This is a genomic window from Massilia phyllosphaerae (genome assembly GCF_034659755.1).
Taxonomy (GTDB): Bacteria; Pseudomonadota; Gammaproteobacteria; order Burkholderiales; family Burkholderiaceae_D; genus Telluria; species Telluria phyllosphaerae.
Window position 1 is genome coordinate 349,419 of sequence record NZ_JAXSQX010000006.1, and the last position, 20,725, is coordinate 370,143.

The 20,725-nt window shown below is 64.3% G+C and carries 17 protein-coding genes and 1 pseudogene; 11 read left to right on the top strand and 7 right to left on the bottom strand.

Annotation, left to right across the window (positions count from 1 at the left end; translation table 11 throughout):
- Window positions 1-2 precede the first annotated feature (2 nt).
- Both U1H99_RS22820 and U1H99_RS22825 read left to right on the top strand, forming a co-directional pair.
- Window positions 3-383, top strand: coding sequence for a type II secretion system protein (locus tag U1H99_RS22820; RefSeq protein WP_323143997.1), 381 nt, complete (start codon window positions 3-5; stop codon window positions 381-383).
- Window positions 384-1,187 carry a type II secretion system protein gene (locus tag U1H99_RS22825; RefSeq protein WP_323143998.1) on the top strand — a complete coding sequence of 268 codons (804 nt, stop codon included), beginning with the start codon at window positions 384-386 and terminating at the stop codon, window positions 1,185-1,187.
- A 26-nt stretch (window positions 1,188-1,213) separates the two neighbouring features.
- Here U1H99_RS22825 and murJ read toward each other — a convergent pair whose 3' ends face one another.
- The gene (gene murJ, locus U1H99_RS22830) at window positions 1,214-2,758 is read right to left on the bottom strand and encodes a murein biosynthesis integral membrane protein MurJ (RefSeq protein ID WP_323143999.1); all 1,545 of its coding nucleotides are present in this window, start codon (window positions 2,756-2,758) and stop codon (window positions 1,214-1,216) included.
- Between the two features lie 224 nt (window positions 2,759-2,982).
- Here murJ and rpsT point away from each other — a divergent pair, with 224 nt between their 5' ends.
- Window positions 2,983-3,249, top strand: a complete 267-nt coding sequence (gene rpsT, locus U1H99_RS22835) for a 30S ribosomal protein S20 (protein ID WP_141828659.1) — start codon at window positions 2,983-2,985, stop codon at window positions 3,247-3,249.
- A 178-nt stretch (window positions 3,250-3,427) separates the two neighbouring features.
- Here the strand turns inward: rpsT and U1H99_RS22840 are convergent, their stop codons facing one another.
- Together U1H99_RS22840 and U1H99_RS22845 are read right to left on the bottom strand one after the other, a co-directional pair.
- A complete protein-coding gene (locus tag U1H99_RS22840) occupies window positions 3,428-3,649 on the bottom strand; it encodes a hypothetical protein (protein ID WP_323144000.1) in 222 nt (73 codons plus the stop codon).
- Between the two features lie 103 nt (window positions 3,650-3,752).
- Window positions 3,753-4,334: a pseudouridine synthase gene (locus U1H99_RS22845; RefSeq protein WP_323144001.1), complete on the bottom strand. Its 582-nt coding sequence runs from the start codon at window positions 4,332-4,334 to the stop codon at window positions 3,753-3,755.
- A gap of 86 nt (window positions 4,335-4,420) precedes the next feature.
- Between U1H99_RS22845 and icd the strand changes: the two genes are divergently transcribed.
- Window positions 4,421-5,704 (top strand): NADP-dependent isocitrate dehydrogenase, encoded by a 1,284-nt coding sequence (gene icd / locus U1H99_RS22850; protein ID WP_323144002.1) that lies wholly within the window; start codon window positions 4,421-4,423, stop codon window positions 5,702-5,704.
- Between the two features lie 96 nt (window positions 5,705-5,800).
- Here the strand turns inward: icd and cspE are convergent, their stop codons facing one another.
- Window positions 5,801-6,004 (bottom strand): transcription antiterminator/RNA stability regulator CspE, encoded by a 204-nt coding sequence (gene cspE, locus U1H99_RS22855; RefSeq protein WP_020653506.1) that lies wholly within the window; start codon window positions 6,002-6,004, stop codon window positions 5,801-5,803.
- Between the two features lie 322 nt (window positions 6,005-6,326).
- On the opposite strand from cspE, the gene clpS reads away from it, so the two are divergent.
- The 4 genes from clpS (at window position 6,327) to ilvD (ending at window position 12,576) form a co-directional block, all read left to right on the top strand.
- Window positions 6,327-6,629 carry an ATP-dependent Clp protease adapter ClpS gene (clpS, locus tag U1H99_RS22860; protein ID WP_027864722.1) on the top strand — a complete coding sequence of 101 codons (303 nt, stop codon included), beginning with the start codon at window positions 6,327-6,329 and terminating at the stop codon, window positions 6,627-6,629.
- The gene (clpA, locus tag U1H99_RS22865) at window positions 6,626-8,926 is read left to right on the top strand and encodes an ATP-dependent Clp protease ATP-binding subunit ClpA (protein WP_323144003.1); all 2,301 of its coding nucleotides are present in this window, start codon (window positions 6,626-6,628) and stop codon (window positions 8,924-8,926) included. Before clpS ends, clpA begins: the two co-directional genes overlap by 4 nt.
- Window positions 8,927-9,065: 139 nt before the next feature.
- Window positions 9,066-10,676 carry a methyl-accepting chemotaxis protein gene (locus U1H99_RS22870; RefSeq protein WP_323144004.1) on the top strand — a complete coding sequence of 537 codons (1,611 nt, stop codon included), beginning with the start codon at window positions 9,066-9,068 and terminating at the stop codon, window positions 10,674-10,676.
- A 37-nt stretch (window positions 10,677-10,713) separates the two neighbouring features.
- Window positions 10,714-12,576 (top strand): dihydroxy-acid dehydratase, encoded by a 1,863-nt coding sequence (ilvD, locus tag U1H99_RS22875; RefSeq protein ID WP_323144005.1) that lies wholly within the window; start codon window positions 10,714-10,716, stop codon window positions 12,574-12,576.
- A 151-nt stretch (window positions 12,577-12,727) separates the two neighbouring features.
- Here ilvD and U1H99_RS22880 read toward each other — a convergent pair whose 3' ends face one another.
- From U1H99_RS22880 to prpR, 3 genes are all read right to left on the bottom strand, one after another.
- Window positions 12,728-13,909, bottom strand: coding sequence for a trans-sulfuration enzyme family protein (locus U1H99_RS22880; RefSeq protein ID WP_323144006.1), 1,182 nt, complete (start codon window positions 13,907-13,909; stop codon window positions 12,728-12,730).
- Between the two features lies 1 nt (window position 13,910).
- Entirely contained in the window at window positions 13,911-15,299 is a 1,389-nt protein-coding gene (locus tag U1H99_RS22885) for a pyridoxal-phosphate dependent enzyme (RefSeq protein WP_323144007.1), read from the bottom strand.
- A 168-nt stretch (window positions 15,300-15,467) separates the two neighbouring features.
- Window positions 15,468-17,093, bottom strand: a complete 1,626-nt coding sequence (prpR, locus tag U1H99_RS22890; RefSeq protein WP_323144008.1) for a propionate catabolism operon regulatory protein PrpR — start codon at window positions 17,091-17,093, stop codon at window positions 15,468-15,470.
- Window positions 17,094-17,246: 153 nt separating this feature from the next.
- Here prpR and U1H99_RS22895 point away from each other — a divergent pair.
- The 3 genes and pseudogenes from U1H99_RS22895 to U1H99_RS22905 all read left to right on the top strand — a co-directional run.
- Window positions 17,247-17,549: pseudogene (locus tag U1H99_RS22895) on the top strand (DUF485 domain-containing protein); the annotation flags it as partial.
- Between the two features lie 62 nt (window positions 17,550-17,611).
- On the top strand, window positions 17,612-19,285 hold the full coding sequence (locus tag U1H99_RS22900; RefSeq protein WP_323144010.1) for a cation acetate symporter: 1,674 nt from the start codon (window positions 17,612-17,614) through the stop codon (window positions 19,283-19,285).
- 400 nt (window positions 19,286-19,685) lie between these two features.
- Window positions 19,686-20,699, top strand: a complete 1,014-nt coding sequence (locus tag U1H99_RS22905) for a diguanylate cyclase (RefSeq protein ID WP_323144011.1) — start codon at window positions 19,686-19,688, stop codon at window positions 20,697-20,699.
- Window positions 20,700-20,725: the final 26 nt, after the last annotated feature.

Sequence of the window (20,725 nt, forward strand, 5' to 3'; positions counted from 1 at the left end):
GCATGCACAAGCGTTTTTCCCGCGGATTCACCTTGATCGAGCTGCTGGTAGTGCTGGGTATCGTGGCGCTGCTGCTGACGCTGGCCGTGCCGCGCTACTTCCCGAGCGTCGACGCGGCCAAGGAAACCATCCTGGCCGACAACCTGCGCAACACGCGCGCCGTGATCGACCAGTACCACGCCGACACCGGGCGCTATCCGGACTCGCTGGAGCAGCTGGTCGATAAAAAATACCTGCCGGCGCTGCCGGTCGACCCGATCGCCGACAGCGACAGCAAATGGGTCATCGTGCCGCCCGAGGACACCGATGCCGGTGCGGTGTACAGCATCCGCAGCGGCGCCGAAGGCAAGGGACGCAACGGCAAGCCGTTCGCGGAGTGGTAGATGCGCCGGCGTGCATTCGCGCAGGGTGAGGGCGGCTTCACCTACGTCGGCCTGATCGTGCTGGTGGCGGTCATCGGCCTGGTCGGCGCTGCCACGCTGAAGGTGGACGCGCTGCTGCGCCGCGCCGCCGCCGAGGAAGAATTGCTCGAGATCGGCGCCGCCTTCAGCCAGGCGCTGAAAAGCTATGCCGAGGCGACGCCGCGCGGCCAGCCGACCTATCCGCCGTCGCTGCAGGAACTGCTGAAGGACCCGCGCTCGCCCGCCATCCGGCGCCACCTGCGCAAGATCTTCGTCGACCCGATGACAGGCAAGGCCGAATGGGGCATCGTCCACGCCGGCAGCGATACCGGGGTGCTGGCCGTGTACAGCCTGTCGAAGGCGAAGCCGCTGAAGGTGGCGAACTTCGATGGGCGGTTTGCCAACCTGGAGAACCGCCAGCACATCTCGGAATGGAAGTTCGCGGCGCTGGGGCAGGGCGTGGGACAGCCCGGGCAGCCGGGACAGCCGGGGCAGAATCCGGCAGGGGCGCTGCAGCCGGGGATCGCGCAGGCGCCGGCGCCCGGGCAGGTGTCGCTGTTTCCGCAGAAGGGTGCGCCGCAGCCGGTGGTCGAGGCGCCGCCGGCACCGGTGCCTGTGAATACGCCGGTGAACGCCCCCGTGAATGCACCTGTCGTCGACGAGGCGCCGGCTGCCGCGCCGCCGGCCGAAGCGTCCGGATCGGGCAGCGACAAGGAAGACGAGTCGCGCGACGGCCAGCGCGAGCCGCGCGACGAGAACGAGCCGCCGGCGGGCGCCACCGGCTGAGCGCCCGGCGGCCGCTCAGCGCACGTTTATTTGGCGCGGCGCATGAACTGGCGCGGCCGGAACCCGAGTCCCAGCAGCACCGCGAAATACACGGCGGCGCTGGCGCCGATGATCAGGAGCAGGGCGCCCAGGCGCAGGAAGGGGTGGGCGCGCAGGGCGGTCCAGTCGAGCTGCGCCTGGCTGAACCAGGCCACGGCGCCCATCACCGCCACCGCCAGCACCACTTTCAGGAAGAAGCCCAGCCAGCCGGCATGCGGCGCGTAGATGCCGCGGCGGCGCAGGCCGGTGTACAGGAACACCGCGTTGATGCACGCACCGAGGCCGATCGACAGCGCCAGCCCGGCCACGCCCAGCACCGGCACGAAGATCGCATTCATCAGCTGGGTCGCGACCAGCACGCCGATCGCGATGCGCACCGGCGTGCGGATGTCCTGGCGCGCATAGAAGGCCGGGGCCAGGATCTTGACCAGGATGATGCCGAGCAGGCCGGCGGCGTAGGCCATCAGCGGGGCGGTGGCGGCGATCACGCTTTTGGCGTCGAAGGCGCCGTAGTTGAACAGGGTGGCGATCAAGGGTTCGGACAGCGCCGCCAGGCCCACCGCCGCCGGCAGGGCCAGCAGGAAGGTCAGGCGCAGGCCCCAGTCGAGCAGGGCCGAGTATTCGGCGGTGTCGCCGTCGGCGTTCGCCTTGGACAGGCTGGGCAGCAGCACGGTGCCCAGCGCCACGCCCAGCATCCCGGTCGGGAATTCCATCAAGCGGTCGGCATACTGCAGCACCGAGACGGCGCCGTGGCCCAGGCGCGAGGCGATGTTGGTGTTGATGAGCAGGCTGATCTGGGCGGCCGACACCGCGAACACGGCCGGTCCCATCTTCTTGAGGATGCGCCGCACGCCCGGATCGTCGAGACCGGCCAGCGGGTTGAACGACAGGCGCGGCAGCATGCCGTGGCGCTTCAGCGCCGGGATCTGGATCGCCACCTGCAGCACGCCGCCGACCATCACCGCCACCGCCATCGAATAGATCGGCACGTCGAAGTACTGGACCAGGAACAGCGAGAAGAAGATCGAGGACAGGTTCCACAGCACCGGCGTGAAGGCCGGGATCTTGAATTCGCGCCAGGTATTCAGCACGGCGCCGGCCAGCACCACGAAGGACATGCACAGGATGTAGGGGAACATCAGGCGCGTCATCACCACGCCGGCATCGAAGGCATCGCCTTTCAGGCCGCCGGCGATCGCCATCAGGATGTAGGGCGCGCCGAGGACGCCGATCACGCTGATCACCAGGGTCGCCCAGACCAGGGTGTTGGCGACGTGGTCGACCAGCTTCTTGGTGGCGGCGTCGCCCTGCTTGGTCTTGTATTCGGCCAGGATCGGGACGAAGGCTTGCGAGAACGCGCCCTCGCCGAACAGGCGGCGCAGCAGGTTGGGCAGGCGGAAGGCGATGTAGAAGGCGTCGGTGTAGGGCGAGGCGCCGAAGGCGCGCGCAAACAGCGAGTCGCGCAACAGGCCGGTGACGCGGGACACCATCGTCATGCTCGAGATGGCTGCCAGGGTTCGAAGTAGGTTCATAGCCCGCGATTATAGCTGGGCTATTGCTCCTGGAAATCGAATTTGCGTGCACGGAACGGACGCGGGGCCGCCGATTATCGAAATGAGAATTGCCCTCTGAGGAATCCTTCGCTATAATCGAGGGCTGTATTGAATTCAGTTAGCAGACACACGTTTGGCAGGCACTGGAATGGGCCGGTTCGAGACGTGTTTGCAACGCAACTTGACCCCGAATAGGAAATTCCATGGCAAATACCGCACAAGCGCGCAAACGCGCTCGTCAAGCAGTTAAGCAAAACGCTCAGAACTCGTCGCAGCGTTCGACCCTGCGTACCGCAATCAAGGCAGTCCGCAAGGCCATCCAGGCTGGCGACAAGGCCGCTGCTACCACCATCTTCCAGCAATCCGTGTCGACCATCGACAGCATCGCTGACAAGAAGATCATCCACAAGAACAAGGCCGCTCGCCACAAGAGCCGCCTGGCTGCCGCCATCAAGGGCCTGTCGGCTTAAATCCGGCACCGCGCGGCATCAGCCGCGCCCTTATGGCAGCAAGTGGAAAACCCGCCCGACCTTTGGTCCGGCGGGTTTTTGTTTTTTGTCACGTAAAAACACAAACCGGGGTCAGAGCCCTTTTTTTGGCAATCGCCTTGGAGCAGTTTCCAAAAACGGGCTCTGACCCCGGGTTGATTTATTTGCCGGTGGTCGGTGCCGGCGTGGTCGCGCTGGCATCGCTTGCAGCGGCTTTCTTGGCTTTCTTGGACTTCTTGGTCTTCTTTGCAGGCGCGGCGGCCGGGTCGGCGCTGGCCGAAGCGGTCGGGGCGGCGCCGGATGCAGGCGCGGCGGCTTGCGGGGCGGCGAACACGGAAACGGCGAACAGGGAAGCAACCAGACCAGCGATGAGTTTGGACATTTCGGGTTCCTTTTCGTGGAGAGTGATTCACGACGGTGAATCTGCTCCCTTAACGGCACCTCTTATTTTCCGGTTGACAGTGTTTTACTGAAAACTTCAAACACTACTTTTTCGGGCCGCCGATGACTGCGGCCGGCACTTCCATCCATTCACCCGGCATCAAGGGATGCGTCGCCAGCGCAAACGGCCCGATGCTCACGCGTACCAGGCGCAGGGTCGGCAACCCGACCGCGGCCGTCATGCGCCGCACCTGGCGGTTCTTGCCTTCTTCCAGCGTGATCGCGAGCCAGCCCGTCGGCTTGTCCTGGCGCACCCGGATCGGCGGGTTGCGCGGCCACAGCCATGCCGGCTCGGCGATCTGCACAGCGCGGCAGGGCTTGGTGACGAAGTCGCCCAGGTCGAGCGGCGCCTGCAGGCGCGCCAGCGCGGCGGCATCAGGCACGCCGTCCACCTGTACAAGATAGGTCTTGGCTTCCTTGTGGTCCGGATGGGCGATCTGGTGCTGCAGGCGGCCGTCGTCGGTGAGCAGCATCAGGCCTTCGCTGTCGGCGTCGAGGCGGCCGGCCGGATAGATGCCGGGGATGTCCAGATAGTCGGCGAGCGTTTCGTGCGACTGAGCGCGGTCCGGCTCGCGCGAGAACTGGCAAAGCACCTGGAAGGGTTTATTGAATAAGATGAGCGGCATGTTCGGTGCTGGTGCATAATGTAAAACTGCATCTTGTGTCTAAGACAAGATATCGGCGGCAGCCGCTATTGTAATCGGAGGAGGCGATGAGCCAACATATCGAAGTCCCTGGCGACGGCCAGAAAATCACCGTCAACGCCGACGGCACCCTGAACGTGCCCGACCAGCCCATCATTCCGTTCATCGAGGGCGACGGCGTCGGCGTCGACGTGACCCCGGTGATGCGCAAGGTGGTCGATGCCGCGGTGGCCAAGGCATATGACGGCGAACGCAGGATCCACTGGATGGAAATCTATGCCGGCGAGAAGGCGACGCGCCTGTACGGTCCAGAGACCGCGCTGCCGGCGGAAACCCTGGACGCGGTGAAGGACTACGTGGTCTCGATCAAGGGACCGCTGACCACGCCGGTCGGCGGCGGCATCCGCTCGCTCAACGTGACGCTGCGCCAGCAACTCGATTTGTACGTCTGCGAGCGTCCGGTGCGCTACTACCGCGGCGTGCCGTCGCCGCTGCGTGAGCCGGAAAAGACCGACATGGTCGTGTTCCGCGAGAATTCCGAAGACATCTACGCCGGCATCGAATGGGCGGCGGAGTCGGACGGCGCGCGCAAGATCATCGCCTTCCTGACGGATGAGATGGGCGTGAAAAAGCTGCGTTTCCCGGAGACTTCGGCGATCGGTATCAAGCCAGTGTCGCGCGAAGGTACCGAGCGCCTGGTGCGCAAGGCGATCCAGTATGCGATCGACTTCGACAAGCCTTCGGTCACCATCGTCCACAAGGGCAACATCATGAAGTACACCGAGGGTGGCTTCCGCGATTGGGCGTATGCGCTGGCGCAAAAGGAATTCGGCGCCGAGCTGGTCGACGGCGGCCCATGGTGCAAGGTGCGCAACCCGAAGACGGGGCGCGACATCACGATCAAGGATTCGATCACCGACGCTTTCCTGCAACAGGTGCTGATGCGTCCCGCCGAGTACAGCGTGATCGCCACCCTCAACCTGAACGGCGACTACATCTCGGACGCGGTCGCGGCCCAGGTCGGCGGCATCGGCATTGCGCCGGGCGCCAACATGTCGGATTCGGTGGCGATGTTCGAAGCCACCCACGGCACCGCGCCGAAATACGCGGGCAAGGATTACGTGAACCCGGGATCGCTGATCCTGTCGGCCGAGATGATGCTGCGTCACATGGGCTGGAGCGAAGCGGCCGACCTGATCATCAGCTCGATGGAAGCGACGATCCTGTCGAAGCGGGTGACCTATGACTTCGCGCGTTTGATGGAGGGTGCCAAGCAGGTGTCGTGCTCGGGCTTCGGCGATGCGATGATCGACGACATGAACGGTGTGAAGGAACCGTCCTTTATTATATAGAGGGGGTGGCGGCGGGAGAGGCGCGCGGCGGCGAGGATGCCCCGCTGCCATAAAAAAACCCCGCCGCGGCGGGGCTTCTGCTTCCGAGGGGAACGATTACATGCCCTGGATGTTGGAAGCTTGCTTGCCTTTAGGGCCCTGCGTGACTTCGAATTGGACTTTTTGACCTTCTTTGAGAGTCTTAAAACCGTTCATGTTGATTGCGGAGAAGTGTGCAAACAAATCCTCGCCGCCGTCATCTGGGGTGATGAAGCCAAAGCCTTTGGAATCATTGAACCACTTAACAGTACCTGTTGCCATAAAATAACTTTCGATTAAAAACAAATCACACGAGCCATAAAAGCAAGAAGCTTCTTGCCCCCTCCTCAGCCTGCTCACTTCTTATCAACAAGTACATAAGTACATGTCAATAACTGCATTGTTGGTGCAATAATCCGGCAAGTCAAGCGCTTTTGAACAGCTGTTGTAAAAATTTCCAGACGGCTCTAAAAACGAACTCTTGATTTCTGCAATCGGGTCGCCATCTGCGCATAGAACTGAAAACGCGTAAGATGGAAAGCAAATGGACACGCTCTGATTGTTAGCGTACGCACGGACACGAAAAGCACTTTAGAATACCCTTATGGCAACTAAGCACGATACAGAACAGCTGCTGGAGCGGCAGACCGTCAAGCCACCGCCCTTGTACCAGGTGGCGCTGCTGAATGATGACTACACCCCGATGGAGTTCGTAGTCGCCATTATCCAGGAGTACTTCAATAAGGATCGCGAAACGGCGACGCAGATCATGCTTTCCGTACACCGGCATGGCAAAGGGGTGTGCGGTGTGTTTTCCAAAGATATAGCGTGTACCAAAGTGGAGTTTGTATTAACGCATGCGCGCAAGGCAGGGCATCCCCTGCAGTGCGTGATGGAGGAAGTATGATTGCGCAGGAATTAGAAGTCTCTTTACACATGGCCTTTGTCGAAGCGCGGCAGGCTCGACACGAATTCATCACGGTCGAACATCTGTTGCTGGCGCTGCTCGACAATCCTTCGGCCGCTGAAGTCCTGCGTGCGTGCGCGGTCAATATCGAAGATCTGCGCAAGACCTTGACGAATTTCATCGGCGACAACACCCCGACGGTGCCCGGCACCGGCGAGGTCGACACCCAACCGACGCTCGGCTTCCAGCGCGTGATCCAGCGCGCGATCATGCACGTGCAGTCGGCGTCGAACGGCAAGAAGGAAGTGACCGGCGCGAACGTGCTGGTGGCGATCTTCGGCGAGAAGGACTCGCATGCCGTTTACTACCTGCACCAGCAGGGCGTGACCCGTCTCGACGTGGTCAATTTCATTTCGCATGGCGTGCGCAAGGACCAGCAGATCGACAGCCAGAAGGCGTCGGAAGGCGTGGAAGAAGCGCAAGTCGAAGGCCAGGCCAAGGAAAGCCCATTGGATCAGTTCACCCAGAACTTGAACAAGGCTGCTGCGGACGGTCGCATCGATCCGCTGATCGGTCGCGAGGAAGAAGTCGACCGCGTGATCCAGATCCTGTGCCGCCGCCGCAAGAACAATCCGCTGCTGGTCGGTGAAGCGGGCGTGGGTAAAACCGCGATCGCCGAAGGCCTGGCATGGCGCATCGTCCAGGAAGACGTGCCCGAGATCCTGCAGAACGCCGTCGTGTTCTCGCTCGACATGGGCGCGCTGCTGGCCGGCACCAAGTACCGCGGCGACTTCGAGCAGCGCCTGAAGGCGGTGCTCAAGCAGCTGAAGGACACGCCGAACGGTATCCTGTTCATCGACGAGATCCACACGATCATCGGCGCCGGTTCGGCATCGGGCGGCACGCTCGACGCATCGAACCTGCTGAAGCCGGCCCTGGCCAACGGCCAGCTGAAGTGCATCGGCGCGACCACGTTCACGGAATTCCGCGGCGTGTTCGAGAAGGACCATGCGCTGAGCCGCCGCTTCCAGAAGGTCGACGTCAACGAACCGTCGGTCGAGCAGACCGTGCAGATCCTGCGTGGCCTGAAGTCGCGCTTCGAAGAGCACCACGGCGTGAAGTACTCGTCGTCGGCACTCTCGACCGCGGCCGAACTGGCGGCCCGCTTCATCAACGACCGTCACCTGCCCGACAAGGCGATCGACGTGATCGACGAAGCCGGTGCCGCACAGCGCATCCTGCCGAAGTCGAAGCAGAAGAAGACCATCGGCAAGACCGAGATCGAGGACATCATCGCGAAGATCGCGCGGATTCCCCCGCAAACGGTCAACCAGGACGACCGCAGCAAGCTGCAGACCATCGACCGTGACCTGCGCAACGTCGTGTTCGGGCAAGACCCGGCGATCGAAGCGCTGTCGGCCGCGATCAAGATGGCTCGTGCAGGCCTGGGCAAGCAGGACAAGCCGATCGGCTCCTTCCTGTTCTCGGGTCCGACCGGCGTCGGCAAGACCGAAGTCGCGAAACAGCTGGCGTTCATCCTGGGCATCGACCTGGTGCGCTTCGACATGTCGGAGTACATGGAACGCCACGCGGTGTCGCGCCTGATCGGTGCGCCGCCGGGCTACGTCGGCTTCGACCAGGGTGGTCTCCTCACCGAGGCCATCACCAAGAAGCCGCACACCGTGCTGCTGCTGGATGAGATTGAAAAAGCCCACCCGGACATTTTCAACATCCTGCTGCAGGTGATGGACCATGGCACGCTGACTGACAACAACGGCCGCAAGGCGGACTTCCGCAACGTGATCATCATCATGACCACGAATGCGGGCGCCGAAAGCCTGACCAAGCGTTCGGTGGGCTTCGTGGATTCGAAGGCGGCAGGCGACGAGATGGCCGACATCAAGCGCATGTTCACGCCGGAGTTCCGCAACCGCCTGGATGCGATCATCAGCTTCCGCGCGCTGGACGAGGATATCATCCTGCGCGTCGTGGACAAGTTCCTGATGCAGCTGGAAGAGCAGCTGCACGAGAAGAAGGTGGAAGCGATCTTCACCGAGAAACTGCGCAAGTTCCTCGGCAAGAAAGGCTTCGATCCGCTGATGGGTGCCCGTCCGATGTCGCGCCTGATCCAGGACATGATCCGCAAGGCGCTGGCCGACGAGCTGCTGTTCGGCCGCCTGGTCAACGGCGGACGCGTCACCGTCGACCTGAACGACAAGGACGACGTGATCCTCGAGTTCTCCGAAGGCGACGTCCCGCCGCCGCCGGAACCTGTCGAGACGGTCGAGATCGAGTAATCGCTCCGGCCAAGTCGCAAGACCATGAAAGCCCGCCCCGTGCGGGCTTTTTTTCGTCCTTGCGTTTCTCCACAGTTTCATGATGTTGTCATACGGCATTTTTATACTGACGGTACACCCGGACCCCGTGCAGCTCATCATGACACTCTCCCGCATCCAGACCGGCACCAAGATCCTCGGTGCCTTCGCCGTGGTCTCCCTGGCCATCGTCATCATTTCCATCGTCGCGCTATGGCGCATGGGGGCGGCCGACGCCACCACCCGCGACCTGGTCGACAACAAGCTGGCGCGCCAGCAGCTGACCTCCGAACTGCTGGGCGTGGTGCGTCTGAACGGCGTGCGCGCGGTGTCGATCGCGCGCAGCGACAGCCTCGAAGTCGGCGATTATTTTCAGGCGCAATTGAATAGTGGCGAGAAGAGCGCCGCACAGATCGAAGCGCGCCTCGCCAAGTTGCCGGCCTCGGCCGATGAACACATCCTGCTGGAGCGTGTGGGGCAGCACAAGCTGGCCTACCTGAAAGTACGCCAGCAAGTATTCCAGGCCAAGGAATTCGGCAAGACCCAGGAAGTGGAGCAATTGATCGGCAACGCGCTGGCGCGCACCTTCGACGCCTGGAGCGGCGCCCTCGACGCGCTGCTGGCGCGCCAGACGCGCGAGGCGCATGCGCTGGCCGAGGCCTCGTCCGCCGCCTTTGCCTTCAGCCGCAGCCTGCTGCTGGGGCTCGGCCTGCTGGCGCTGGCGCTGGGCTGCGTCACCGGCGCACTGCTGACGCGCAGCATCGTGCGCCCCCTGCAGGCTGCGGTCGACCTGGCCGAGCGCGTGGCCGGCGGCGACCTGAGCGGCGTCATCGCCCACCGCCGCGTCGATGAAATCGGCCGTTTGTTCGATGCCCTGAACCACATGACCGACGGCGTCTCAAGCACGGTGGCGAAAGTGCTGGCCTCGGCGCGCAGCATCGACGATGCCTCCGGCGAACTGGCCAGCGGCAACCGCGACCTGGCGCGCCGCAGCGAGCAGCAGGCCCACAGCCTGCACCGCACCGCCGGCGCGATGGCGGACTTGACCGAGGCGGTGCAGCGCAACCACGCCCATGCGCACGACGCCAACGCCCTCGCCTTAACGGCGTCCACCGTGGCGCGCGAAGGCGCCGGTGCGGTGGCGCAGGTGGTCGAACGCATGGACACCATCCGCGCCTCGGCCGCACGCATCGGCGACATCACGGCCCTGATCGACGGCATCGCCTTCCAGACCAATATCCTGGCCCTGAACGCGGCCGTGGAAGCGGCCCGTGCCGGTGCCGAAGGGCGTGGCTTTGCCGTGGTGGCGGCCGAGGTGCGTAACCTGGCCCAGCACTCGGCCTCGGCAGCGCGCGAGATCAAGGCGCTGGTGCAGGAGACCGTCGCCACGATCGAAGCCGGTACCACCATTGCCGGCGCCGCCGGCGGCACCATGCAGCAGATCCTCGAACGGGTCGAGCGCGTGGCCGGCCTGCTGCAGGCGATCAATGCCGCCAGCGCAGGGCAGGCGTCCGGCATTGCCCAGGTGCGCGCCGTGATTGCCGAGCTCGACGGCGCGACCGGGCAGGATGCGGCACTCGTGGGACGGGCCGCGGCGGCGGCCGAGAGCATGCGTGGCCAGGCCGAGCAGTTGACCGGGGTGGTGGCAACCTTCCGCATCCGTGATACCTCCGGAGAATCACAGCGGCTTGAATCATATATTGGACAAATCACAGAAGGGACGGCAAGCTAGGCTTTTGTTTCAGTTACGACCGATCAGGAGCTTCACCATGCCGACTTACCGTTCCCGCACCACTACTCAAGGCCGCAACATGGCAGGCGCTCGCGCCCTGTGGCGTGCCACCGGCATGAAGGATGGCGACTTCGAGAAGCCGATCATCGCCGTCGTCAACTCCTTCACCCAGTTCGTGCCCGGCCACGTCCACCTGAAGGACCTGGGCCAGCTGGTGGCGCGCGAGATCGAGGCGGCCGGCGGCGTCGCCAAGGAATTCAATACCATTGCCGTCGACGACGGCATCGCGATGGGCCATGGCGGCATGCTGTATTCGCTGCCGTCGCGCGACCTGATCGCCGACTCGGTCGAGTACATGGTCAACGCCCACTGCGCCGACGCCATGGTCTGCATCTCGAACTGCGACAAGATCACGCCCGGCATGCTGATGGCCGCGATGCGCCTGAACATCCCGACCGTGTTCGTGTCCGGCGGACCGATGGAGGCGGGCAAGGTGGTCAAGGTCGTCAACAACGAACAGAAGATCATCAAGCTCGACCTGATCGACGCCATGATCAAGGCCGGCGACGCCAAGGTGTCCGATGCCGACGTGCTGGAAGCCGAGCGCTCGGCCTGTCCGACCTGCGGCTCGTGCTCGGGCATGTTCACCGCGAATTCGATGAACTGCCTGACCGAAGCCCTCGGCCTGTCGCTGCCGGGCAACGGGACCATCGTCGCCACCCACAGCGACCGCAAGGAACTGTTCCTGAAAGCGGGCCGCCTGATCGTCGACATCGCCAAGCGCCACTACGAACAAGACGACTACTCGGTACTGCCGCGCTCGATCGCCAGCAAGGCCGCGTTTGAAAATGCGATGGCGCTGGACGTGTCGATGGGCGGCTCCACCAACACCGTGCTGCACCTGCTGGCCGCCGCGCACGAAGCGCAGGTGGCGTTCACGATGGCCGACATCGACCGCATCTCGCGCCTCGTGCCTTGCCTGTGCAAGGTGGCGCCGATGACGGACAAATACCACATCGAAGACGTGCACCGCGCCGGCGGCATCATCTCGATCCTGGGCGAGCTGGCACGCGCCGGCCTGCTCGACACCTCGCTGCCGACCGTGCACAGCCCGACGCTGGGTGACGCCATCGAACAATACGACATCCGCCGCAGCGACGACCGCGCCGTGCACCAGCTGTTCCGCGCGGCACCGGGCGGCGTGCCGACTCAGGTGGCATTCTCGCAATCGGAACGCTACGCGTCCAACGACCTCGACCGCAGCCTCGGCTGCATCCGCGACCGCGAGCACGCCTATTCGCAGGACGGCGGCCTGGCTGTCTTGTACGGCAACATCGCCGAGAAGGGCTGCATCGTCAAGACCGCCGGCGTCGACGAGAGCATCCTGAAATTCTCCGGCCGCGCGCGCGTGTTTGAGAGCCAGGACGCGGCGGTCGACGCCATCCTGGGCGACCAGGTGGTGGCCGGCGACGTCGTCATCATCCGCTACGAAGGACCGAAGGGCGGACCGGGCATGCAGGAGATGCTGTACCCGACCTCGTACATCAAGTCGAAAGGCCTCGGCAAGGCGTGCGCGCTGTTTACCGACGGACGTTTCTCGGGCGGCTCGTCGGGCCTGGTGATCGGCCATGCCTCGCCTGAAGCGGCCGAAGGCGGCGCGATCGGCCTGGTGGAAGAGGGCGACTTCATCGATATCGACATCCCGGCGCGCACGATCGCCTTGCGTGTCACGGCCGAGGAGCTGGCGCACCGCCGCATGGCAATGGAAGCGCGCGGGGCGGATGCATGGCAGCCGGTCGGGCGTGAACGTGTGGTGTCGCAGGCCTTGCAGGCGTATGCGGCGCTGACCACGTCGGCGGATCGCGGGGCGGTGCGCGATTTGTCGCAGCTGAAGCGGTAAGGCCTGGCGCTTCGTCGGCTCACTTATAGCCAGCGAAGTCGTCGCCCCTGCGAAGGCAGGGGCCCAAGTTTTCGGCACAGCGCAGAAATTGGGCCCCTGCCTGCGCAGGGGCGACGGTTCTGCAGTCGGTGGCCAAAGCGCACGACTGCAATCAAATCGCAGCCAGCGCCCGCACCAGATCCGCCCGCTGATCCTCCACATCCTCGATCCCCACCGACAAGCGGATCAAGCCATCCCCGATCCCCAGCACCGCCCGCTGTTCCGGCGGTATGGTCGCATGCGTCATGATCGCCGGATGCTCGATCAGGCTCTCCACGCCGCCCAGGCTCTCGGCCAGCGTGAACACTTCGCAATGCTCGAGGAAGCGGCGCGCGCCGGCCAGGTCGGTGTCGAGGTCGACCGAGATGATGCCGCCATAGCCATGCATCTGGCGCCGCGCCAGTTCGTGCTGGGGGTGCGACGCCAGGCCCGGGTAATGCACGTGTTTCACCTTCGGCTGCGCCTCCAGCCACCCGGCCAGTTCCAGCGCATTGGCATTGCTGCGCTCGACCCGCAGGGCCAGGGTCTTGATGCCGCGTAGTACCAGGAAGCTGTCGAAGGGCCCCTGGATCGCACCCACTGCATTCTGGATAAAGCCGAGGCGTTCGCGCAGCGGTTGGTGGCGGGCTTCGGTACCGACCACGGCCACGCCGCCGATCACGTCCGAGTGCCCGTTCATGTACTTGGTGGTCGAGTGCACCACGATGTCGATGCCCAGTTCCAGCGGCCGCTGGTTGACCGGGCTGGCGAAGGTGTTGTCGCAGACCGTGATAATGCCGCGCCCGCGGCATGCCTCGGCGACGGCGCGCAGGTCGGCCAGCTTCAGCATCGGGTTGGTCGGGGTCTCGACCCACACCATCTTCGTGTCCGGACGCAGCGCGCCGGCCAGGGCCAGCGGGTCGGTCAGGTCGACGTAGCTGAATTCGTGGCCGGCACTCAGGCGGCGCACCCGCTCGAACAGGCGGAAGGTGCCGCCGTACATGTCGTCGCCGGCGACGATGTGGGAGCCGGCCGGCAGCAGTTCCAGCACGGCGGCGATGGCCGCCAGGCCGGACGCGAAGGCAAAGGCGGCGCTGCCGCTTTCGATGTCGGCCACGCAGCGTTCCAGCGCCCAGCGCGTCGGATTGTGCGAGCGGCCGTAGTCCAGCCCCTTGTGCACGCCCGGGCTTTCCTGGGCAAAGGTCGAGGTGGCATAAATCGGCGGCATCACGGCGCCGGTGGCCGGGTCGGGAGACTGGCCGCCGTGGATCACGCGGGTGGCCAGGCGGCGCTTGTGCTTGGTATCGTCGCTCATATCAGGTCAGCGTCCTGCGCAGGTGATTCAACAGATCGAAACGCGTGATCAGGCCATAGAAATGGTCGCCGTCGGCGATGACCGCGGTCAGGCCGCGGTCGAGGATCTCGCGCAGTTCGCGCATGCGGCTTGACGGCGCCAGCGTTTTCAGCTCGGTGGTCATGGTATCCGAGACCGGTGCGCCGAAGCGCTCGCGTTCGCTGGTGACGTGCAAGAGCAGGTCGGACTCGTCGATCAGGCCCACCAGCTTGCCATGCTCGACCACCGGCAGCTGGGCCAGGTCGCTGCTGCGCATGCGGTTGAAGGCGGTCAGCAGGGTGTCGGACGGCGCCACCGTCACCACTTCGCCGTCGTCGAAGCGGCGCCCGATCAGGTCGCGCAGGTCGCCCAGTTTCGGCCGGTGCAGCAGGCCCTGGTCGACCATCCAGCCGTCGCTGTAGACCTTGGTGAGATAGCGGGTGCCGGTGTCGCACACGAAGGTGACGACGCGCTTCGGCGTGGTCTGGGCGCGGCAGTAGCGCAGGGCGGCGGCGAGCAGGGTGCCGGTGGAGGAGCCGGCCAGGATGCCTTCCTGGCGCAGCAGTTCGCGCGCGGTATTGAAGCTGTCCTCGTCGCTGATGGAGTATGCCGTCTTGACCCGCGACAGGTCGGCGATCGCCGGGATGAAGTCTTCGCCGATGCCTTCGACCGCCCAAGAGCCGGAGACATCCGACCGCTTGCCGGTCTTGATGTAGTCGGCCAGGATCGAGCCCTGCGGATCGGCCAGCACGAACTCGAGACCCGGCTGCACCTGCGCGAAGTAGCGCGATAGGCCGCTCAGGGTGCCCGAGGAGCCGACGCCGACCACGATGGCGTCGATCTCGTGGCGCATCTGTTCCCAGATCTCGGGGCCGGTCGTGGTTTCGTGGGCGCGCGGGTTGTCCGGATTGTTGAACTGGTCGGCGAACCAGGCGCCGGGAATCTCCCTGGCCAGGCGCGCCGCATAATCCTGGTAGTACTCGGGATGGCCCTTGCCGACGTCGGAACGGGTCAGGTGGATCTCGGCGCCGAGCGCCTTCAGGTGCAGCACCTTTTCCGCCGCCATCTTGTCGGGCACGACGAGGACCACCCGGTAGCCCTTGATGCGCGCTACTAGCGCCAGCCCGAGGCCGGTATTCCCGGCGGTGGCTTCGACCACGGTGCCGCCGGGCTGCAGGCGGCCATCCAGCTCGGCCGCCTCGATCATGGCGCGGCCGATGCGGTCCTTGATGGAGCCGCCGGGATTCTGGGATTCGAGCTTGAGGAAGAGCTGGCAGGGACCGGTGTCGATACGGGTGACTTCGACCAGCGGGGTATTGCCGATCAGCGAAAAAATCGCCGCTGACGAGGGATTGCTACGCGCGTCTTGCATGATGCCTCCGAACTACGCGGCACTTCATGGGCGCCGCCTGGAAAGCTGGCGCGATCGGGCGCCAGGCCGTATAAAAAAAGCATCATACGACTAATTTCGGCGTCGTGGTTTGGGCAAGATTAAACCGCTCGAGCTCGTATTAGTTTATAGCTGCACACTTTCCAATGGCTAATTTCCTTCTTTTAAACGGCGCCACAAGGTCGTGCGGCTGATGCCCAGGTAGCGTGCGGCGGCATCGCGCTGGCCGCCGCAGCGCGCCAGCACCTCGGCCGCGCTTTCGCGGACAGGCAGCGGCGGCACCTGCGCCGGCATCGCGGCCGCAGCGGCCGGGGAGGGCGCCGCAAGCTGGGCCAGCTCGGGCGCGATCGCCAGCAGGAAGCTCGGCGTCAGCGCCTGCAAGGGCTCGGCCGCCAGGAACAGCGCCAGCCGCTCCATCAGGTTGCGCAGCTCGCGCACGTTGCCGGGCCAGCCATACGCCTGCAGCAGCGGCGCGCAGGCCGCGATCTCGGCCGCGAGGTTCGGATGCGGCCGCGCATCCAGCGCCGCCAGTGCATGCTTGAGCGACCACTCGGCCAGCGGCGCGATGTCTTCCACGCGCGCGCGCAGCGGCGGCAGGGCGAGGCGCAGCACGGCCAGCCGGTAGAACAGGTCGGCACGGAAGCGGCCGTCACGCACGCGCGCCTCCAGGTCGCAATGGGTGGCGCTGATCACGCGCACGTCGATCGGCACCGGCCGGGTGCCGCCCACCCGCATCACTTCGCGCTCCTCGAGCACGCGCAGCAGGCGCGTCTGCAGCGCGAGCGGCATTTCGCCGATCTCGTCCAGGAACAGGGTGCCGCCGTTGGCCGCTTCGAACAAGCCGGCATGGCCGCCGCGGCGCGCGCCGGTGAACGCGCCTTCCTCGTGGCCGAACAGCTCGGATTCCAGCAGCGACTCGGCGATGGCCCCGCAATTCACGGCGACGAAGGGCCGGTTGGCGCCGCGGCGCGGACTCTCGCGGTGGATCGCCTGCGCCACCAGTTCCTTGCCGCTGCCGGTTTCGCCCTGGATCAGCACCGTCGCCGGCGAGCGCGCGTACAGCACCACGCTCTGGCGCAGGCGTTCCATCGCGGGCGACTCGCCACGCAGATCATTGAGGCCGCGCCGCGCCCGGCGGCTGTCCGCAGCGGCCGGGCGCATCGGGCGGCTTTTTTCCAACTGGGTCAGGCGCGCCAGTTCCAGCGCATCGTCGAAGGCGCGCCGGATCGAGGCCGCCGAATACACGAACACCGCCTTCAGGCCGGCTTCCTCGGCCAGGTCGGTAATCAAGCCGGCGCCGACGATGACCTCGATCCCGCCCGCTTTCAATTCGTCGATGCCGGCGCGCGCATCTTCCTCGGTCACATAGGTGCGCTGCTCGATCACCAGGCCGAAGGTGGCCGCGAACTCGGCCAGTTCCGGCAGCGGTCGCTGGTACTGGATCACGCCGATCCGCGCCGACAGCCGGCGCGCCCGCGCTAGCGCCTGCATGAAATCGAAGCCGCTGGCCTGGGCCACCACCACCGGCACCGATACCCGGCTTTTGAGGTAAGCGCCGTTGGAGCCGGCCGCGATCACCACGTCGCAATGCTCGCCCGCCATGCGTTCGCGGATATGGCGCGCCGCTTCGTCGAAGCCCAGGTGCAGCGGTTCGATCTGCGCCAGGTGATCGTATTCGAGGGTGATATCGCGGAACAGGTCGGACAGGCGGGACACGGACACGGTCCAGATGACGGGCTTGCTGGCGTCGGGGGCAGTGCGGACGGGGTAGCTCATGTTTCAAGTTTAGTGCATTTCATTGTGTGGTGTTTCACTTGAAACGTGGGTAATATGGTTTTCAGGTTCTGCCGTAAGAATCGGGTAAGGGGCCGCCCGTAGGATCGAAACCAGCCGGCTGTACTGGCATTAATAAAATGAATGGAGACAAAAATGGAAGCAGACCTCGTACAACGGGTCAAGAGTGACCCGAACTACCAGAAACTCGTCAGGACACGCTCCCGCTACGGCTGGATGCTGGCCCTGTCGGTCATGGTGGTCTACTACGGCTTCACCGCGCTGAACGCCTGGGACAAGGCCTTCATGGCATCGAAGATCGGCAACGGCGTCATGTCCTGGGGCGTGCCCCTGGGCCTGTTCGTGATCCTGTTCACGGTGGCCGTCACCGCCATCTACGTGCGCCGCGCGAACCGCGAGTTCGACGCGCTCACCGACGCCATCCACCAGAACGCCGCCGCGGGCACCGCCCAGCCGGCCGCCACCAACGCCCACGTGACCCAGCCGACCAAGGTACGCGCATGACCAAGACCACCCGCATCTTCTCCTACCTGGCGGCCGCCTTCGCCCTGCTGGCCCTCGCCGGCAGCGCCATGGCCGCCCCCGACCTCGGCCAGGCCACCAAGCAGGCTACCAACTACACCGCGATCGCGATGTTCGCGGTCTTCGTGCTGCTGACCCTGTTCATCACCAAGTGGGCCGCCAAGCGCACCCGCTCGGCGTCCGACTTCTACACGGCCGGCGGCGGCATCACCGGCTTCCAGAACGGCCTCGCGATCGCCGGCGACTTCATGTCGGCCGCGTCCTTCCTCGGCATCTCCGCCGCCGTGTTCCTGGACGGCTTCGACGGCCTGATCTACGCGATCGGCTTCCTGGTCGGCTGGCCGGTGCTGACCTTCCTGATGGCCGAGCGCCTGCGCAACCTGGGCCGCTTCACCTTCGCCGACGTCGCCGCCTACCGCTTCGCCCAGAAGCCGGTGCGCCTGTTCGCCGCCTCGGGCACCCTGGTCGTCGTGCTGTTCTACCTGATCGCGCAGATGGTCGGCGCCGGCCAGCTGATCAAGCTGCTGTTCGGCCTCGACTACTGGATCGCCGTGGTCCTGGTCGGCATCCTGATGATGGTCTACGTGCTGTTCGGCGGCATGACCGCCACCACCTGGGTGCAGATCATCAAGGCCGTGATGCTGCTGGCCGGTACCACCTTCATGGCGTTCTCGGTGCTGTCGATGTTCAACTTCAGCCCGGAACAGCTGTTCGCCAAGGCCGTCGAAGTGCACGCCAAGGGCGACGCCATCATGGGCCCGGGCACCTTCATCAAGGATCCGATTTCCGGCATCTCCTTCGGCATGGCGCTGATGTTCGGCACCGCCGGTCTGCCGCACATCCTGATGCGCTTCTTCACCGTCCCGAGCGCCAAGGAAGCGCGCAAGTCGGTGCTGTGGGCCACCACCTGGATCGGCTACTTCTACGTGCTCGTGTTCATCATCGGCTTCGGCGCGATCGTGCTGGTTGGTACCAACCCGGCCTTCAAGGATGCTGCCGGCAAGCTGCTGGGCGGTAACAACATGGCGGCGGTGCACCTGGCCAAGGCCGTGGGCGGCGACGTCTTCCTCGGCTTCATCTCGGCGGTGGCCTTCGCGACCATCCTGGCGGTGGTGGCCGGCCTGACGCTGTCGGGTGCCTCGGCCGTGTCGCACGACCTGTACGCCACCGTCATCAAGAAGGGCCAGGCGGCCCCGGGCAGCGAGCTGCGCATCTCGAAGATCACCACCATCTGCCTGGGCATCGTCGCCGTGCTGCTGGGCATCGTGTTCCAGAGCGTGAACGTGGCCTTCATGGTGTCGCTGGCCTTCGCCATCGCGGCATCGGCCAACTTCCCGGTGCTGTTCATGTCGGTGCTGTGGAAGGGCTGCACCACCCGCGGCGCCACTGTCGGCGGCTTCCTGGGCCTGATCACGGCGGTCGGCCTGACCGTGGTGTCGAAGTCGGTGTGGGTCGACGTGTTCCACAACAAGGCAGCGATCTTCCCATACACCTCGCCGGCCCTGTTCTCGATGATCGTCGGCTTCGTTGGCGTGTGGCTGTTCTCGGTGACCGACAGCGGCCCGCGCGCGGCAATCGACAAGGCCGGTTTCGAGGCGCAGGAGGTGCGTTCGGAAACCGGTATCGGTGCAGCTGGGGCTACCGCGCACTGATCGCCCGCATGAGCTGATCCGGCAGCCCGGTCGATGCGTCGGCCGGGCTGTTTGCTTTTGGGGACACTACGCAATTCGCGCAATTTCGTTGCTTTGTGGATACATTGTCATTGCGATTCGTGATTAGCGATATTGTTGACAGAGCCGTTCGATAACGGAAAAACAGCTTTATTTTTTAGAATGGTGATCATAAAAACCACGTATCGGCAACTTCAAGCTGCGCGATGGAAAAATCAATAACATCGTTTATAAAATTACACAAATAGTTTCTCTTTGGAACTTTTGACGAAAATGCGTACTATGTGGCTTGTTCGATGCACCCCTCGGCTCAACAATGCACCAAACCCCAGCATTTTCATCCTCCGCCCTCCCCATGCGGCACCAGAGCCAGAGCCAGAGCATGGCTTTGCCCAGGCGCTTCTATCTGCCGCGGTGCCTTGGCCTAAGCATGGGTTTTCTGGCGGTATTCTGCAGCCTGTCCGCGCCACATCATGGGCGCCTGGTGCTTGGCGTATTGATCGGCTACTGCTTTTTGTGGCCGCATCTGGCTTATTTGCTCGCCAAGTCCAGCGCACGCCCCATCGACACCGAGCGCCGCAGCATGCTCGTCGACGCCTTTATGGCAGGCCTGTTTGCAGGTGTCATGGGCTTCAATCCGATTCCTTCGGTGTGCATACTCAGCATGGTCACCATGAACAACATGGCCATGGGCGGTCCGCGTTTCATGGGACGGGGAGCGGCAGCAAGCCTGCTGGGTGCCGGCGTGATTTATTTCACGCTCGGCATACCCTTCCATGACGTGTTGAGCCGCGCGCAAATTGCGGCGTGCCTGCCTTTGCTGGTGCTGTACCCCTTATCGTTGGGATATGTCGCCTACCTTACGGCGATCCAGCTCATCAAACACAAGAATCAGCTGCGCGAGATGAGCCGGACCGATTCCCTGACGGGGTTGACCAACCGTGCGGCGTTCAACGAAATACTCGACGAGTGGGTGAGAGGGGCGGGGAACGACATCCAGAACAGCGTTGTTGCGCTGGTCGACGTCGACCAGTTCAAGTACATCAACGACAAATTCGGCCATATTGCCGGCGACCGGGCGCTTCAAAAAATCGCCCGCATCATGTCTTCCTGCGTCAGGGAACAGGATACGGTTGCGCGGTACGGCGGAGACGAGTTTTGCGTCATTCTCCGCAATATTGGCAAGGTAGACGCCGCACGGGTTTTCGAAAGCATGTGTGCGCTTGCACAGCCGGGCAAGGATACCCGGGAGGAGGTACCGGTACCGACCTTGAGCATCGGCGCGGCCATGTACAGCCGAGGGATTCGTACAAGCGCGATGTGGATTCATATGGCGGACGAGGCCATGTATGAAGCGAAGAAGGGCGGGCGTAACCGGGTATTTTTCGCGGCCTGATCCTGGGCTGCGCAAGAATGGTTTGG